Origin of the sequence: Streptomyces palmae, from assembly GCF_004684805.1 — a bacterium.
GTDB classification, from domain to species: Bacteria; Actinomycetota; Actinomycetes; order Streptomycetales; family Streptomycetaceae; genus Streptomyces; species Streptomyces palmae.
Map to the genome: position 1 here is coordinate 1 of NZ_SRID01000142.1, position 15,854 is coordinate 15,854.

The following is a 15,854-nucleotide window of genomic DNA, read 5'->3' on the forward strand; positions in this document are numbered from 1 at the left end:
GGATACGAGGACCCGCGCGCGACACCAGGCCCACGGGGGATACGAGGGCCTGAGCGCGACACCGGGCTCACGGGGGATACGAGAGCCCGCACCGCAACACCGGGTCCACGGGGGATACGAGGACCCGCGCGCGACACCAGGCCCACGGGGGATACGAGGGCCTGAGCGCGACACCGGGCTCACGGGGGATACGAGAGCCCGCACCGCAACACCGGGTCCACGGGGGATACGAGGACCCGCGCGCGACACCAGGCCCACGGGGGATACGAGGGCCTGAGCGCGACACCGGGCTCACGGGGGATACGAGAGCCCGCACCGCAACACCGGGTCCACGGGGGATACGAGGACCCGCGCGCGACACCAGGCCCACGGGGGATACGAGGGCCTGAGCGCGACACCGGGCTCACGGGGGATACGAGAGCCCGCACCGCAACACCGGGTCCACGGGGGATACGAGGACCCGCGCGCGACACCAGGCCCACGGGGGATACGAGGGCCTGAGCGCGACACCGGGCTCACGGGGGATACGAGAGCCCGCACCGCAACACCGGGTCCACGGGGGATACGAGGACCCGCGCGCGACACCAGGCCCACGGGGGATACGAGGGCCTGAGCGCGACACCGGGCTCACGGGGGATACGAGAGCCCGACCGCAAGACCGGGTCCACGGGGGATACGAGGACCCGCGCGCGACACCAGGCCCACGGGGGATACGAGGGCCTGAGCGCGACACCGGGCTCACGGGGGATACGAGAGCCCGCACCGCAACACCGGGTCCACGGGGGATACGAGGACCCGACCGCAAGACCGGGCCCACGGGGGATACGAGGGTCCGCGCACCATCAGGCCCACGGGGGAAACGAGGGCCTGAGGCACGGGGGCCCGTCATTCGGGGGAATGGCGGGAGCGCATCGAAGCGGGACCGGACAGCCGGGGGGCCTGTCCGGACCCGCTTCCGTGCGTTCGGCGCCGGCGGGCGGCCCGACCTCCCGACGGTCAGGCCTCCACCGTCAGATGGCGTCGGCCGGCCGCCGCCGAGGCGATGCGGCCCATCGCCTCGTCCTTGCCGCAGGGGTGCGCGCCCAGGGCCGTCTGCCGGGCCACCACGTCGCGCTCCGTACGCATCAGCCGCAGGCCGCGGCGGACCAGGTACGGGACGGACTTGCGGCCCTCGCGCAGGTCCCGGGCCAGCCGCCGGCGGAAGGTGGTGCTGGGGCGACCGCGCAGGCACAGCGCGTCGGCCAGTACGCCCCGCTCCCGGCAGGCCTCGATGATGTCCGCGGCGAAGATGCCCTCCGCGATGAACAGCGGGGTGCGGCCGATGTCCATGAACTCGCTGCCCACCCGGCCGTTGGCGGCGATCGAGTAGACCGGCACGCCGGCTCGCGAGGTGCGGCACAGGGACTCCACCGCCGCCACCGCGCCCTCCGCGTCCCAGGACAGCGGGGAGTCCCAGTCGGGGCCCCCACCGCCCGGCAGCTGCGGCAGCGTGGGGTCGTCGCCGTCCTTGTAGAAGTCGTCGAGGTTGAGCACCGGCAACCCGGTACGGGCGGCCAGTGACGACTTCCCGGAACCGGACGGACCGGACAGCAGGATGACGCGGGCGGGTACGGGATGTGAAGTCACGGAACACCAGTGTGAGGCATTGGGCCGCCCGGGGGACCCCCTGGGTCCGCGGAGTGACGCCTCCGACTTTTCTCAACTACGCTGCGCAGTCGTTCCACTACGCAACACGACCGTCTGGCAGGTGGCCCATGGCCTCATCAGCTCGTCCCACCCCCTCCCGCGCTCGCGCCCGCGCCCTGCTGCGCGCCGGCCTCACCCTCACCGCGGCCGGCGCGGCACTGGTCGCCGGAGGTGCCCAGGCCGCGTCGGCGGCCAACTCCAGCACCCAGCCCGACAAGGTGCGGGTGCGCACCCCGTTGAAGGCGCTGGACACCACCATGGTCAAGGGCAAGGGGATCGACGGCCCGCCCGCGCTGCACTACGCGATCGGCCCGCTCCGCAACCTGCGGACCAACCCGATGGCCAACACCCCGGTCAATCCGCTGAGCAACACGGTCGGCACCCAGGTGTCCGACTTCAAGCCGGTGAGCAGCGGCGCGGTCACCGGCCCGGTGGCCCGGGGCAACTCGGTCGGCCAGTTGCCGGTGGTCGGCGACGCGGTGGGCCTCCTGCCCTGACCCGGGCCGTACCCGTCCGGGTACGCCGACGGCGGCCCCGTACCGGCTCATCAGCCGGTGCGGGGCCGCCGCCATGCGGGCGAGGGGATCCGTGCGCGATCCGCCCGCCGTGCCCGGGGCCTGGTCGGCCGCGGGTCAGATCCCGATGGGGTGCCAGACCGTCTTGGTCTCCAGGAAGGACAGCATCCGGTCGGTGCCCGGGGCCGCCGCCCAGTCCACCTCGGCGGGGCGCAGCACCCGCTTGAGGTTGTCCGCGGCGGCCTTCTCGGCGGCCACCGCCAGCTCGCCGTGGAGCTCCCCGTACGCGCCCGCCAGGTCGATCGCGTTCACGTCCTGGTGCGCGGCCAGCGGCCCGACCAGCTCGCCGGTGCGGCCGGAGAGCACGTTGACCACGCCGCCCGGCACATCGGAGGTGGCCAGCACCTCGGCCAGCGACAGCGCCGGCAGCGGGGACTTCTCGCTGGCCACCACGACCGCGGTGTTACCGGTGACGATCACCGGGGCGAGCACCGAGACCAGGCCCAGGAAGGACGACTCCTGGGGGGCCAGCACCGCCACCACGCCGGTGGGCTCGGGGGTGGACAGGTTGAAGTACGGCCCGGCCACCGGGTTCGCGGAGCCCGCGATCTGGGCGATCTTGTCGGACCAGCCCGCGTACCAGACCCAGCGGTCGATGGCGGCGTCCACCTGGGCCGCGGCCTTGGCGGTGTCCGACTTCTTGCCGGAGCGGCCCTCGGCGTCCGCGACCTCCGCGACGAACTGCTCGCGGCGGCCCTCCAGCATCTCCGCGACGCGGTAGAGGACCTGGCCGCGGTTGTAGGCCGTGGCGCCCGACCAGCCGCCGAATGCCTTGCGGGCGGCCACGACCGCGTCCCGCGCGTCCTTGCGCGACGCCAGCGGGGCGTTCGCCAGCCACTTGCCCTGGGAGTCGGTCACCTCGTACACCCGCCCGCTCTCGGACCGGGGGAACTTGCCCCCGACGAACAGCTTGTAGGTCTTGAGGACACTCAGCCGTGCGTCAGACATCGAGGTACGCCTCCAGACCGTGACGACCGCCCTCGCGGCCGAAGCCCGACTCCTTGTAACCGCCGAACGGCGAGGCCGGGTCGAACTTGTTGAACGTGTTGGCCCACACCACACCGGCCCGCAGCCGGTCCGCCATCCACAGGATGCGCGAGCCCTTCTCGGTCCAGATGCCGGCCGACAGCCCGTACGGGGTGTTGTTGGCCTTCTCCACGGCCTCGGCCGGGGTGCGGAAGGTGAGGACGGACAGCACCGGGCCGAAGATCTCCTCGCGCGCCACCCGGTGCGCCTGGGTGACCCCGGTGAACAGGGTGGGGGCGAACCAGTAGCCGGTGTCCGGCAGTTCGCAGGACGGGGCCCAGCGCTCGGCGCCCTCGGCCTCGCCCGCCTCGGCCAGCGCGGTGATCCGGGCCAGCTGCTCGGCGGAGTTGATCGCGCCGATGTCGGTGTTCTTGTCCAGCGGGTCGCCGACGCGCAGGGTGGACATCCGGCGCTTGAGCGCCTCCAGCAGCTCGTCCTGGATCGACTCCTGCACCAGCAGCCGGGAGCCCGCGCAGCAGACATGGCCCTGGTTGAAGAAGATGCCGGTGACGATGCCCTCGACGGCCTGGTCGATGGGGGCGTCCTCGAAGACGATGTTCGCCGCCTTGCCGCCCAGCTCCAGGGTGAGCTTCTTGCGGGTGCCCGCGACCGTGCGCGCGATGGCCTTGCCGACCTCGGTGGAGCCGGTGAAGGCCACCTTGTCGATGCCCGGGTGCGCCACCAGCTCGGCGCCGGTGGAGCCGTCACCGGTGACGATGTTGACCACGCCCTGGGGCAGCCCTGCCTGGCGGCACACGTCCGCGAAGAACAGCGCGGACAGCGGGGTGGTCTCGGCGGGCTTGAGGACCACGGTGTTGCCGCAGGCCAGCGCCGGGGCGACCTTCCAGGCCAGCATCAGCAGCGGGAAGTTCCACGGGATGACCTGCCCGGCCACGCCCAGCGGCCGGGGATCGGCTCCGTAGCCGGCATGGTCGAGCTTGTCCGCCCAGCCCGCGTAGTAGAAGAAGTGCGCGGCGACGGTCGGCAGGTCGAAGTCGCGGGACTCGCGGATCGGCTTGCCGTTGTCCAGCGACTCCAGCACCGCCAGCTCGCGCGAGCGCTCCTGGATGATCCGGGCGATCCGGAACAGGTACTTGGCCCGCTCGGCGCCGGGCAGCGCGGACCACTTCTCGAAGGCCCGGCGGGCCGCCTTCACGGCCCGGTCCACGTCCTCGGCGCCGGCCTGCGCCACCTCGGAGAGGACCTCCTCGGAGGCGGGGGAGAGGGTCTTGAATGCCTTGCCGTCGGCCGCGTCGACGAACTCGCCGTCGATGAAGAGCCCGTAGGACGGGGCGATGTCGACGACCGCGCGCGACTCGGGCGCGGGTGCGTACTCGAATGCGTTCATGGTCGGATCAGTCCACCGTCACGTAGTCGGGGCCGGAGTAGCGCCCGGTGCTCAGCTTCTGGCGCTGCATCAGCAGGTCGTTGAGCAGGCTCGACGCGCCGAAGCGGAACCAGTCGGGGGTCATCCAGGCGTCCCCGGCCGTCTCGTTGACCATCACCAGGTACTTGATGGCGTCCTTGGTCGTACGGATGCCGCCCGCGGGCTTCACGCCGACCTGCACCCCGGTGGCGGCGGCGAAGTCCCGCACCGCCTCCAGCATCAGCAGCGTCACCGGCGGGGTGGCGTTCACCGAGACCTTGCCGGTCGAGGTCTTGATGAAGTCCGCGCCCGCGAGCATCGCCAGCCAGGAGACCCGGCGCACGTTGTCGTAGGTCTGGAGCTCGCCGGTCTCGAAGATCACCTTCAGGTGGGCCGCCGTCCCGTCCGCGCGGCGGCAGGCCTCCTTCACCGCCTTGATCTCCTCGAAGACGGACATGTACCGCCCGGAGAGGAAGGCCCCCCGGTCGATCACCATGTCGATCTCGTCCGCCCCGGCCGCCACCGCGTCCCGGGTGTCCGCCAGCTTCACCGGCAGCGCGGCCCGGCCCGCCGGGAAGGCGGTCGCCACGGAGGCCACATGGATGCCGGAGCCCGCCAGGGCGGCCTTGGCGGTGGCCACCATGTCCGGGTACACGCAGATCGCGGCGACCTGCGGGACGGTCTGGTCGGTAGGATCGGGGTGGACGCCCTTGGCGCACAGCGCCCGGACCTTGCCCGGGGTGTCCGCGCCTTCGAGCGTCGTCAGGTCGATCATGGAGATGGCGAGGTCGATGGCGTACGCCTTCGCCGTGGTCTTGATCGAGCGGGTGCCGAGGGTCGCGGCCCGGGCCTGCAGGCCGACCGCGTCGACACCCGGCAGGCCGTGCAGGAAGCGGCGCAGCGCGGCGTCCGAGGCGGTCACATCCGCCATCGGCGCCAGTCGCTCCGCGGCCTCGTTGCCGTATGCGGGAACTGTGGTGGGCATGGTCACCAGGTGAGCATATCTACGCGCGTAGCTGCCTGTCATCCCCGATGGCCGGACGGCCCTATATCGATTTCTGTATCGTCGAGGCGTGGACGTGCCTTGGCGGATCGAGGGCGAGCCGGAAGTAGGGCGATGGCTGGAGCTCTTACCCGATGCCCAGTACGACAGGGTCGAGCGCGCCGCCGACATGCTTGCGGCTCAACCGCCACCCTGGCGGAGCCCTACTCCCGCCATCTCGGCGGCAAGGTGCGCGAGCTGCGCTTCGCGATGGACGGCAATGCTGTGCGCATGACCTACTGGCTTGCGCCCGGGCGGCGCATCGTTTTCCTAACGGTGTTCCGGAAGACCCGCCAGCGCGAGTCTGCCGAGGTCGAACGCGCTCGGCGGGCCCAGGAGGTGTGTGAGGCGGCCCACGGCCCTGCTGGGCACAGCTATGAGCGAGAGAAGGAGGAGGGGCAGTGAACCACTCGCAGTGGAAGACCCGCAGGGCCAGGAAGCTCCTGGGTGAAACGGTTGAGGAGTCCCCTGCGTACGTAGAGGCAGGGTATGGATTCGCGCTCGGCCAGGCCGTGTACGACCGGCGTACAGAACTCGGCCTGTCGCAGACCGAGCTGGCACGTCGCGCCGACATGACGCAGTCGCAGGTCTCCAACATCGAGGGTGGTGAGTCAGTCCCCACCCTCCCCCTTCTCACTCGCCTGGCCAAAGCCCTGGACGCCGCACTGACCATTGGGCTGGACGGCGACGACTCGGCCTTCGTCTTCACCCCCCACGGCGATCGTTCCGCCGAGAAGAGTGGGCCGGGCGGTGGTGCGTCGGCGGCCTGAACGGGGGAGCGGGCCCGCGCCGAGGGCGCCGGGTGGAGGCGGGGCCGGGCGTCCGTGCCGGTCCGGCTCGGCCCATCGACCCGCCGTTGACGTAGATGATCTGGCCGGTGACGAACCCCGTTCCGGGGCTCACCAGGGGGGCGGCCGGTCGCCGGCACCACCATCGAGGCCCCCTTCCGTATCCGGCCAAGACGACCGCATGCCGGGGACGTGGAGGAGACGGCCTTACCGCCCACGGTCAAGAGCGGCCATATAGGCGCGATCCGATATCAAGTGGCGTTTGAGGGGCCAAGCGGACCATTCCCGGTGCTCCGGACAGGTCGGCAGCCGTCGGCCGGCGGATCAGAGAAGGGAGTGTCCTCATGGTCGAGGAGAGCGTGGAGGTCTACGAGCCTCCGATGATGGTCGAGGCGGGAGAGTTCGCCGAGGTGACCAAGGGGCAGCTCGGGTTCAACCCTGACGGGGTCCTGTACGACATCATCTAGCGGATCAGGGGGGCGAGTGGCGCGTGGTCGCCGTGCTGCCTGACGGCGAGACGGCCTCCCGCGGCGACTCGCGTCCCGCGTTCCCATGCCTCGTGGGTGGGGCGTGTGTCCGCCGGACGGGTCGGTGTCCGATGGGCCGCTGATCCGGCGGTGCCGTGACGGTGGCCGCGGATGAGCGAGGCACGTGCGGTGGTGGCCGGAGACGGTGCGGTCACCATCGCTGGGTGGGATTGAGCCTTGGGTGACTGGCTCAGGCATAAGTGTCCAATGGCGACAATCTTAACGATCTCCCGTCAACTGGAACTCAAGGTGCGGGCCGGACCATGTGGGGTGCTCCGTACAGACCGGCGTCCGCCGGCCTGCGGACCGGAAAGGAAGGAGTGCCCTCATGGTGGAGGAGAGCGTGGAGGTCTACGAGCCTCCGGTGATGGTGGAGGCGGGGGAGTTCGCCGAGGTGACCAAGGGCAGCTTGGCCGGCGACATCTCCGACAGCATCCTTCGGACGTACTCGTAGCAGGCAAGGGTGTCGAGCGCGATGTGGTTCGCCGTTCTGCCCGATGGTGAGGCGGCTTCCGCGGCGGCTCGCGCCCTGCGTCCCCATGTCTCGCGGGTGGTCGATCACGCCTCGGGCAGACCGTGGCTGATGGGCTGCTGGCCGGACGGCGCCCTGATGGTGGCCGCGGCGGGCGAGGCACGTGCGGTGGTGGCCGGGGACCACGCGGTCACCGCCGCCGGGCTGGGGAGGCGGCTGGCGCGGGCGCGGTCGGTGGCCGACGTGGGACCGCTGTCCGGACTGCCGGGCTGCCACCATCTGGTGGTCTCGCTGGCCGGGCAGGTACGGGTCCAGGGGACGCTGGGGGCCGTCCGCCGGGTCTTCCACGCCCGCGCGGGCAAGGCGATGGTCGCCGCCAGCCATGCCCGGGTGCTGGCCTGCCTGACCGGGGCCGACTGGGACCAGCGGTGGCTGGCGGTGCGGCTGTCCTCGGTGGCCATGCCCTACCCGCTGCAGGAGACCGTGCCCTGGTGCGGCGTCGAGGCGGTGCCGGCCGACCACTGGCTGAGGCTGGACGCCGACGGAAGCGCCTCGGCGTACCGCCGCTGGAGCCCCCCGGACGCGGAACTGACCCTGGCCGAAGGCGCCCCCGTGGTCCGTGCGGCGCTGGCCGGAGCCGTGGGGGCGCGGACCGCGGCCGGCGGCACCGTCAGTACGGACCTGTCCGGCGGGATGGACTCCACCACCCTGGCGTTCCTGGCCGCCGCGGAGCCCGTGGACCTGGTGACCTACCGGTGGGCGGAGCGCGACACCGGCAACGACGACGCCCGGTACGCGCGGCTGGCCGCGGCCCGGCTGCCGCGTGCCCGCCATGTCGTGGATCCGAAGGACGGGGTCGCCATGTTCGCCGGGCTGGGCCCCGACGCGGCAGGCGGGGCCACCTGGGCCCGGGGCGAACCGCCGGCCTGGGTGCGGTCGGCCGGGCGCATCGAGCACATCGCCCGCGCCATGGCGGCCCAGGGCTCGCGGCTGCATCTGGCCGGGCACGGCGGGGACGAGCTGTTCCGCCCCGGCGGCCACGGCCATCTGCGCGACCTGGCCGGCCGCCGCCCGCTGACCGCGCTGCGCCGCGCTCGCGGCTACCGGGCGCTCGCCCGGGCGTCCTGGCCGGCGGTGGCGAAGGCGCTGACCGACCGCCGCACCCCCGCGAGGGAACTGCGGTGGCACGCCGACCATCTGACCGACCCGCTCCCCGTCGACCCGCGCGCCCTGCGGACCGGTTGGACCTGGTCGATGCGGATGCCGGAGTGGGCGAGCCCCGACGCGGTGGCCGCCGCCCGCAGCATGCTGCGGAACGCGGCCGAAGCCGCACACCCCCTGGCGCCCGGCCGCGAACAGCACCAGGTGCTGATGCAGGCCCGGTCGGCCGGTGTCATCTTCGGTCCGGCCGCCGACCTCACCGCGGCGGTCGGGGCCCGGCTGACCATGCCGTACCTGGACGACGCGGTGATCGAGGCGGCGCTGGCGGTGCGGCCGGAGGACCGCAACCAGCCCGGCCGGTACAAGCCGCTGCTGGTCGAGGCGGCGCGCGGCATCCTCCCGCGGCCCGTACTGGAGCGCACCACCAAGGGCGAGTTCAGCGCGGACTTCTACCAGGGGCTGGAACGCCACCGGGCCGAACTGCTGGCCCTGCTGGAGGACTCCGCCCTGGCCCGGTACGGCCTGATCGACACCGCCATCTGCCGCCAGGCCCTGCTCCGCCCGCACCCCACCGCGGCCACCCTGATGCCCCTGGACGCCACCCTGGCCTGCGAGATCTGGCTCCGCGCCCAGCAGGCCGGGCCACCGGGCCCGGACACCGTGAGAGAGACGGCCCCATGAGCGAACGCCGCTTCACCCTGTGCGACCACATCGCCCTCACCGAGACCGCCGGCGGCGCCGTGCTGCTCAACCAGCGCACCGGCCAGTACTGGCAGCTCAACGCCACCGCCACCCTCCTCGCCCGCACCCTCCGACGCGGCGCCACCGCGGCCGAGGCCGCCGCCGCACTGGCCGCACACCACCCGGCCGCCGCCGACCGCGCCGCCGCCGACGTCACCGCCTTCCTCACGACCCTGACCGAGGCCGGCGCCCTCACCCCCGCCCGGACGGGGAAGACCCCATGAGCCACGACCTGGCCCTGGCCGAACGCCCTCCGGTGGCCTGGCGCCACCGCCCCGCGGCCCTCCTCGCGGTCGCCGCCGCACGCCTGCTGGCCACCCGCTCCCCGCACCGCGTCACCCGCGTCCTGACCCGGGTACGGACCGGCGCACGCCCCGCCACCGCCGAGCAGACCCTCGCCGCCCGCGACGCGGTCGTCGCCGTCAGCCGCCACTGCGCCACCGACTCCGCGTGCCTGCCGCGCTCCCTGGCCACCGCGCTGCTGTGCCGGATGCGCGGCACCTGGCCCACCTGGCACACGGGGGTACGCACCCAGCCCTTCGGCGCCCACGCCTGGGTCGAGGCCGACGGCGCCCCGATCGGCGAACGTCACCCGGCCGACTACTACACCCCGATCATCACCGTCCCGCCGGCACCGCCCCGCGGAGCCGACCCGTGACGGAGGAGCCCCCCGCGATCCGGACCCGCGGCCTGTCCAAGTCCTTCGGCGAGCACCAGGCGGTGTGCGGGGTGGACCTCACCGTGCGACCGGGCGAGGTCTTTGCCTTCCTCGGGCCCAACGGCGCGGGCAAGTCCACCACCATCTCCATGCTGTGCACCCTGTCCCGGCCCACCGCGGGCGGGGCCACCGTCGCCGGCGCCGACATCCTCACCCAGCCGCACCGGGTACGCGCCCGCATCGGCGTCCTGTTCCAGCACAGCGCCCTGCTGCCCGAACTCTCCCTGGCCCGCAACCTCCAGCTCCGCGCCCGCCTGCACGGCCTCTCCCGCGCCCAGGCCCGTCACCGCACCGCCCACGCCCTGCGCCTGGTCGGCCTCGACGACCGCCGGCGGGACCCGGTACGTACCCTCTCCGGCGGACTGCGCCGCCGCCTGGACATCGCCCGCGCACTGCTGCACGGGCCCCGCCTGCTCTTCCTGGACGAGCCCACCGTCGGCCTCGACCCGCCCGCCCGCGCCGAACTCTGGCGGCACCTGCGCACCCTGCGGACCGAGGAGGGCATCACCGTCTTCGTCACCACCCACTACCTGGACGAGGCCGAACACTGCGACCGGCTGGCCATCATCGACCACGGCCGCATCGCCGCCGAGGACCGGCCCGACCGGCTCAAGGCCGCCCTGGGCCGCGCCACCATCCGGCTGCGCACCAGCGACGACACCAAGGCCGCCCGCACCCTGCACGAGGCACACGGGCTGCGCCCGCACGCCGACCCCGGCCCCGACGGGACGCTGACCGTCCCCGTGGCCGACACCGCCAGCTGGCTGCCCCGGCTGTGCGCCACGCTGTCCGACCGCGGCCTCCAGGTCCACTCCGCGGTCGCCACCAGCCCCACCCTCAACGACGTCTTCTTCCACCACACCGGCCGCCACATCAGCTGACCCGACCGCCTGTCCCCCTGGCGGCGACCGGTCCGGCCGTTCGGCGGCAACCTTCCGACCGCGACCGTCCGGTGACCGCCTGACGGCACCCCGCCCGGCAGTGACCACCCGACCGCGACCGCCTGAGGCAACCGCCCGCCCGCACTCCTCCGCAGTGGAGAAGCCCGCCATGTCGTCCTCCACCGGCCCCGCCCCGCGCTGCGAACTGCGCGCCGTCCACGCCCTCGTACTCCGCGAGCTGATGCGGCTGACCGCCAACCCGGGTCAGGTCGCGATGCTGATGCTGCAACCGCTGCTCTTCCTCTTCACCCTGGGCGGCGGCCTGTCCACCCTGGTGCCGGACCACGCCGTGGGCGGCTCCTACCGCTCCTACCTCTTCCCCGGCGTCCTGCTGATGTCCATCCAGGCCCCGGCGCTGAACGTCGGCTTCCGGCTGATCATCGACCGGGACAGCGGCGTCCTGCGGGAGACCCTGGTCGCCCCCGCCCGGCGCACCACGCTGCTGTGCGGGATCTGCCTGGGCGGTTGCGTCAGCGCCGCCGCCCAGGGCGCCGTACTGATCGCACTCGCGCCCGCCGGCGGGCTGCCGTACCGCCCCCTCCTACTCCTCGGCCTGCTGGCGCAACTCACCCTCTGCGCCTTCGCCCTCACCGCCCTCGGCACGGCCATCGCGGTACGGATCCGCCGGGCCGAGACCTTCGCCCTCCTGCTCAGCCTCACCAGCGCCCCCTTCCTCTTCACCTCCGGCGCCTTCGTACCCCGCTCCGCCCTGCCCGGCTGGCTGGACCCCCTGGCCGCGGTCAACCCCCTCGCCTACGCCTGCGACGCCCTCCACGGCACCATCCGCGCCCTGGCCGGCCACCCAGCCACCGCGGACGGCGCCGGCCGTCTCCCCCTCGCCGCGAACACCGCGGCCCTGCTGCTCACCGGCCTTATCGCCCTGTACCTGGGCGCCCGTTCCTTCGACCGCCACCAGGCGACCGACTGACCTATGCCGCGGTACGCGCCCGGAGCGCCCGCGCGCACCAGTCGAGGGCCGGGGCCGGACTCGCGGGCGCCGGCCAGCCATTGATCACCGCGAGCAGCCGGAGGTACCGCTCACGGCGCGGATCATTGGCGGCCTCCATCCGTTCCAGCAGCCCCCGCCGCAGCTCGCCGTCGTCGGGACGGCCCTCGGTACGGGCGTAGTGGGCGGTGACCGCCGCGACGATCGGATCGGCCTGCGGCGAGGCCGGGTCGATGCCGGCGGCCAGGGCGGGGCCGATCTGCTCGCGTACGGTCGCGAACGGGTCGCGGACCACCCCTGTCGCCCCGGCCCGGGCGCGGTCGGCCGCGTACTGCTCGAACGCCCGCCGCAGGCCGGCCCGGAAGTCCGCGTCCTGGCAGAGCTCGGCCAGCTCCACCCACGCCTCGATCTGCTCGGCCGTCGGATCCTCCGGCAGCTCGGGGGTCATCGAGCGCCTGACGGCCGAGACCCCGGGATCGTCCCCGGCCGGGCCGCCGAAGGCCGCGTCCAGGAAGTCGGCGACCAGGTGCTGCCGTTCGGTGGCGGAGAGGGTGGCCAGTCGGTGCATGAGATCCAACTCCTGTGGGTCGGCCCCGCGCCTGGCCACCGTCGCGAGCACCGCACGCCGCAGGCGCAGCGTACGGATCCGCACCTCCAGCGCCTCCGCGTGCGCCCCCGCGATCTCCTGGAGCGTGAGCTTCCGGTCCAGCGCCTGCCGGATCGCGGCCAGCTCAAGCCCCAACTCGCGCAGGGTCCGCACCAGGTCGAGGCGGGCGGCGGCGTCGGCGTCATAGCGGCGGTAGCCGGCCGGGCTGCGGTCGGTCGGCGGCACCAGTCCGGAATCGGAGTAGTACCGGATGGTCTTGACCGTCAGCCCGGTACGCCGGGCCAGGTCACCGATCGAGTAGAGCGGGCCGCCGTTCATGCCCCCACCCTGAGGTCTCCCCTCACTGGAGAGTCAAGCCGTGCCCTTCACGGGCCGCGTCACCCCGACCAACCCCAGCACCGCTTCGCCCGCCCCGGCACTCACCGGATCCCCCTTCACCCGGAACTCCACCCAGGTCCGCTCGCCCGGAACCCCGCGGCCATGGCGAACCGGTGGGAGGGCCGCTGTTGCGACGGCGTGTCGCTATCGCTCGGGGATCTCACCCCTATACCGTCAGAAAATCTGGATGAACGTTGCACAAGAAGCGGGTAGAAGGGCTCGCTCCACTGGCTTTACGGTGAATGGATGGAATGGGAATGGACTCTGCGGAACCCGGTGATCCGAGTCCGAGAGGCAGGCGAGGTCTGCCCGAAATTCATTCCGTTCTACGGGCCACCGCGACAGCGGCAGCGGGCGGAACGTTGGTCATCTGGTGGCCGGCGTTCACGTTGGGGGCGTACAACGACATCTTCTTCGATGACGTTCTGGCCCTCTGGGCGGTGGCCACAGCGGTGCTCCTCTCCGGCCTGGTGCTGCACAGAAGGATCGCTGTGCCCCGGAGCAGTGTGATTGCGTTGCTGCTGCCATCGATCTGGATCGTTCTGGGCATGGCGGCCCCAAGAAGCAAAGGCTTTCACTACCTCCATTACCTCGAAGTGGTCATCACGATCCTCAGCGCTCCGTATCTGACCTGGCTCCTTTCGAAAATTCTACTGCCCGACTATCACGAACTGCCCTCGGCTCAGCGTTTCGGAGCTGTCGGCATCACGGCGGTGATGGGAATTCTCGCCTTCTTGCTCGGCCAGTTCAACTACCTCTTCCTTACCTGCGCGGACTTCGACGTGAGTGGAAACAACACGCCGCCTGGCTGCGCCCAGGGTCCACCTTTCCGCCTGCGCTGAATTCGCGTGGAACCAGGCGGCGGTCGGCCGCCTTCGCCATGGACGGGGTATGCCTCGTTCCGAGCCGGTCAGCGAGGAGAGCCCGCGACCCGGCGGCTCTCGGCCCCGCTGCCTCCTGCCGCGGCCTCCGCTCCCCAGTCCCACAGGGCCTGGAGGACAGGGCCCAGGCGGAGTCCGCTCGGGGTGAGCGCGTAGCGCACGCGCGGCGGCCAGCCGGGTCGGCGGTCGCGCTCGACGACCCCGGCCTCGGCGAGTTGTGCCAACCGGTCGGACAGCACCTTGTCCGACAGCATGGGCAGGGCGGCGCGCAACTCGCTGTAGGAGAGGTCGCCCCGCAGCAGCTCGCGGACCACCAGCGTCGTCCAGCGGCCGTGCAGGGCCGCCAACGCGATCTCCACGGGGCACTCGGGGGTGGGCGCGGTGACGTTCGCGCGCGGATCGTCGGGGAGTCCGGCCCGGTGACCAACCGTTCGGTGAGCCACGAGATGACCTCCTAGCGTGTGGGGCACTTCGATTCTCCCGGCCCGGAAGGACGTCTGTCGATCATGCGAGAGCTGGCCGATCGCCCCGAAGAGGTGCCCGCGGTGTTCGCCGCACGGTTCAACAGCGGCGACCCCGTCGCGTTGGCCCAGGTCTACGAGGACGCGGCGGTGCTGGTCCCGCGGCCGGGCACCCCGGTGAGCGGACCGGACCTGCACGCCGCCAACGGCCGCCTGCAGAAGCTCGGAATCCCCATCGTCGTCCGCCCGCGGCAGGTGTACCGCAACGGGGACCTGGCACTGCTGATAGTGGACTGGGTCATCGACGGGACCGATCCGGAGGGGCGGGTTGTGCACGTCGAGGGCACGGCCACCGATGTCGCCCGGCGGGGTCCGGACGGCCGTTGGCGGTACGCCATCGACAACCCCTTCGGCACCGCTGCCCGGCAAACCCTCGCCGAGGACCCCGAGTCACCTGGTTCCGAGTCGATCGCGGTGCCTGCTTGACGGCCTCACGAGATGTTCGGCGCCGCCCAGCGGTGCGGGCGACACCGAACATCACCCGAAGTCCCTGGCCTCAAGGACGTCATGTCCGTGGACCTGCTCCCGCGGACGTGCGGCGACCCCCGCACTCGCGCCTACCCGCGGGAACGATGCGTCCGGAACGCCGTTGCCGCGCCCTGGTTGACCGTGGCCGGTCGGCCGGGCACGTCCGGGTGGCCCGTGCGGGCGTTGGGCCTCGGGGCCTGAGTGGGGCGGCCTCGGGTGGGCGCCCCACGTGGTGGCCCTCAGGCAGGACGTTCAGGCCCAGGGGTCGGTGAACGAGCGGCCGGGGACGGGCTTGGCGATGAGGGCGATGGGGATGAAGAAGTTGACCTGCCCGATCGCGATGGCCAAGGTGGCGAGCGCCGTGTCGTCGTAGTGCTCGGACACCTCGGCGTACAGCTCGTCGGAGACCCGCTCGCCGCCTGCGGACGGCCGGAGTACGGCGTCCACCAGGGCCAGCGCGGCACGCTCGGCCTCGGTGAAGTACGGAGAGTCCTGCCAGGACGCCACCGAGGTGATCCGCTCCTCCGACTCGCCGGCCTTGCGGAGGAAACCCGTGTGCAGGACGGTCAGGTAGGTGTTGTGCACGATCTGGCCGGCGCGCAGCTGGACCAGGCTGATCGTGGACCGGGGTATCGAGCGGTTGCCGGTGGCCTTGAACAGCGCCGCCGACACCTCCGCCAGCTCGGGGACGAGCTCCTGGGGGTCCTGGAGCATCCGGGGACGGATCGGGGCCTGCGCGGTGGTCGAACGGGCTGCTTCGGTCATCGTCTTCTTCCCTTCGGGGTTCGCGTTGTTGCCACTGCTCTGACGGATCGCGGCGCAGCGATGTGACCGATGGGGCGGAGGTTGTTGAAGGTGCCTGGGGGTGCCTATGGGTCCTGCGAGTGCTGGGGCCGGGAATCCATGAGCGTACGGACCTTCACCCGCCGTTTCCGCGAGGAGGTGGGGGTCAGCCCGGGGCAGTGGCTGGCACGCCAGCGGGTGGAGCGGGCCCGGCACCTGCTGGAGAC

General features: G+C 72.5%; 18 protein-coding genes and 2 pseudogenes. 13 read left to right on the forward strand and 7 right to left on the reverse strand.

The genetic code is table 11. The features are described from left to right. Positions 1-996 precede the first annotated feature (996 nt). The gene (locus tag E4099_RS16445) at positions 997-1,626 is read right to left on the reverse strand and encodes an ATP-binding protein (RefSeq protein ID WP_135339818.1); all 630 of its coding nucleotides are present in this window, start codon (positions 1,624-1,626) and stop codon (positions 997-999) included. 128 nt (positions 1,627-1,754) lie between these two features. On the opposite strand from E4099_RS16445, the gene E4099_RS16450 reads away from it, so the two are divergent. Further along, a complete protein-coding gene (locus tag E4099_RS16450; RefSeq protein WP_135339819.1) occupies positions 1,755-2,183 on the forward strand; it encodes a hypothetical protein in 429 nt (142 codons plus the stop codon). 135 nt (positions 2,184-2,318) lie between these two features. Here E4099_RS16450 and E4099_RS16455 read toward each other — a convergent pair whose 3' ends face one another. From E4099_RS16455 to deoC, 3 genes are read right to left on the reverse strand one after another with little or no spacing between them, the layout of a single operon-like run. Continuing rightward, the gene (locus E4099_RS16455; RefSeq protein WP_135339820.1) at positions 2,319-3,209 is read right to left on the reverse strand and encodes an aldehyde dehydrogenase family protein; all 891 of its coding nucleotides are present in this window, start codon (positions 3,207-3,209) and stop codon (positions 2,319-2,321) included. After that, a complete protein-coding gene (locus E4099_RS16460) occupies positions 3,202-4,635 on the reverse strand; it encodes an aldehyde dehydrogenase family protein (RefSeq protein WP_135339821.1) in 1,434 nt (477 codons plus the stop codon). The genes E4099_RS16455 and E4099_RS16460 overlap by 8 nt, the downstream gene beginning before the upstream one ends. A 7-nt stretch (positions 4,636-4,642) precedes the next feature. Then, positions 4,643-5,638, reverse strand: coding sequence for a deoxyribose-phosphate aldolase (gene deoC / locus E4099_RS16465; RefSeq protein ID WP_209446636.1), 996 nt, complete (start codon positions 5,636-5,638; stop codon positions 4,643-4,645). 88 nt (positions 5,639-5,726) lie between these two features. Between deoC and E4099_RS16470 the strand changes: the two are divergent. The 9 genes and pseudogenes from E4099_RS16470 (at position 5,727) to E4099_RS16510 (ending at position 11,971) form a co-directional block, all read left to right on the forward strand. Next, positions 5,727-6,100: pseudogene (locus E4099_RS16470) on the forward strand (type II toxin-antitoxin system RelE/ParE family toxin). After that, positions 6,097-6,465, forward strand: a complete 369-nt coding sequence (locus E4099_RS16475; RefSeq protein ID WP_135339822.1) for a helix-turn-helix domain-containing protein — start codon at positions 6,097-6,099, stop codon at positions 6,463-6,465. Before E4099_RS16470 ends, E4099_RS16475 begins: the two are co-directional and overlap by 4 nt. Before the next feature lie 362 nt (positions 6,466-6,827). Further along, the gene (locus tag E4099_RS16480; protein ID WP_135339823.1) at positions 6,828-6,950 is read left to right on the forward strand and encodes a lasso RiPP family leader peptide-containing protein; all 123 of its coding nucleotides are present in this window, start codon (positions 6,828-6,830) and stop codon (positions 6,948-6,950) included. Positions 6,951-7,338: 388 nt separating this feature from the next. Beyond that, positions 7,339-7,464: a lasso RiPP family leader peptide-containing protein gene (locus E4099_RS16485; RefSeq protein ID WP_245244908.1), complete on the forward strand. Its 126-nt coding sequence runs from the start codon at positions 7,339-7,341 to the stop codon at positions 7,462-7,464. Positions 7,465-7,485: 21 nt separating this feature from the next. Continuing rightward, positions 7,486-9,324 (forward strand): asparagine synthase-related protein, encoded by a 1,839-nt coding sequence (locus E4099_RS16490; protein WP_135339824.1) that lies wholly within the window; start codon positions 7,486-7,488, stop codon positions 9,322-9,324. Next, positions 9,321-9,608 (forward strand): lasso peptide biosynthesis PqqD family chaperone, encoded by a 288-nt coding sequence (locus tag E4099_RS16495; protein WP_135339825.1) that lies wholly within the window; start codon positions 9,321-9,323, stop codon positions 9,606-9,608. The genes E4099_RS16490 and E4099_RS16495 overlap by 4 nt, the downstream gene beginning before the upstream one ends. Beyond that, positions 9,605-10,042 carry a lasso peptide biosynthesis B2 protein gene (locus tag E4099_RS16500; RefSeq protein ID WP_135339826.1) on the forward strand — a complete coding sequence of 146 codons (438 nt, stop codon included), beginning with the start codon at positions 9,605-9,607 and terminating at the stop codon, positions 10,040-10,042. Before E4099_RS16495 ends, E4099_RS16500 begins: the two co-directional genes overlap by 4 nt. Beyond that, entirely contained in the window at positions 10,039-10,983 is a 945-nt protein-coding gene (locus tag E4099_RS16505; protein ID WP_167828401.1) for an ABC transporter ATP-binding protein, read from the forward strand. Before E4099_RS16500 ends, E4099_RS16505 begins: the two co-directional genes overlap by 4 nt. Positions 10,984-11,152: 169 nt before the next feature. Further along, entirely contained in the window at positions 11,153-11,971 is an 819-nt protein-coding gene (locus E4099_RS16510) for an ABC transporter permease (protein ID WP_135339827.1), read from the forward strand. A gap of 1 nt (position 11,972) precedes the next feature. Here the strand turns inward: E4099_RS16510 and E4099_RS16515 are convergent, their stop codons facing one another. Next, on the reverse strand, positions 11,973-12,914 hold the full coding sequence (locus E4099_RS16515; RefSeq protein WP_135339828.1) for a MerR family transcriptional regulator: 942 nt from the start codon (positions 12,912-12,914) through the stop codon (positions 11,973-11,975). A 317-nt stretch (positions 12,915-13,231) separates the two neighbouring features. Between E4099_RS16515 and E4099_RS16520 the strand changes: the two genes are divergently transcribed. Next, positions 13,232-13,816 carry a hypothetical protein gene (locus tag E4099_RS16520; protein ID WP_135339829.1) on the forward strand — a complete coding sequence of 195 codons (585 nt, stop codon included), beginning with the start codon at positions 13,232-13,234 and terminating at the stop codon, positions 13,814-13,816. 68 nt (positions 13,817-13,884) lie between these two features. Here E4099_RS16520 and E4099_RS16525 read toward each other — a convergent pair whose 3' ends face one another. Further along, positions 13,885-14,298, reverse strand: coding sequence for a winged helix-turn-helix transcriptional regulator (locus E4099_RS16525; protein ID WP_135339830.1), 414 nt, complete (start codon positions 14,296-14,298; stop codon positions 13,885-13,887). Positions 14,299-14,361: 63 nt separating this feature from the next. Here E4099_RS16525 and E4099_RS16530 point away from each other — a divergent pair, with 63 nt between their 5' ends. Next, on the forward strand, positions 14,362-14,802 hold the full coding sequence (locus E4099_RS16530; protein WP_135339831.1) for a YybH family protein: 441 nt from the start codon (positions 14,362-14,364) through the stop codon (positions 14,800-14,802). 294 nt (positions 14,803-15,096) lie between these two features. Here the strand turns inward: E4099_RS16530 and E4099_RS16535 are convergent, their stop codons facing one another. Further along, positions 15,097-15,609 carry a carboxymuconolactone decarboxylase family protein gene (locus E4099_RS16535; RefSeq protein WP_209446635.1) on the reverse strand — a complete coding sequence of 171 codons (513 nt, stop codon included), beginning with the start codon at positions 15,607-15,609 and terminating at the stop codon, positions 15,097-15,099. A 129-nt stretch (positions 15,610-15,738) separates the two neighbouring features. Here E4099_RS16535 and E4099_RS16540 point away from each other — a divergent pair. After that, positions 15,739-15,854, forward strand: a pseudogene (locus E4099_RS16540) (helix-turn-helix domain-containing protein); the annotation flags it as partial.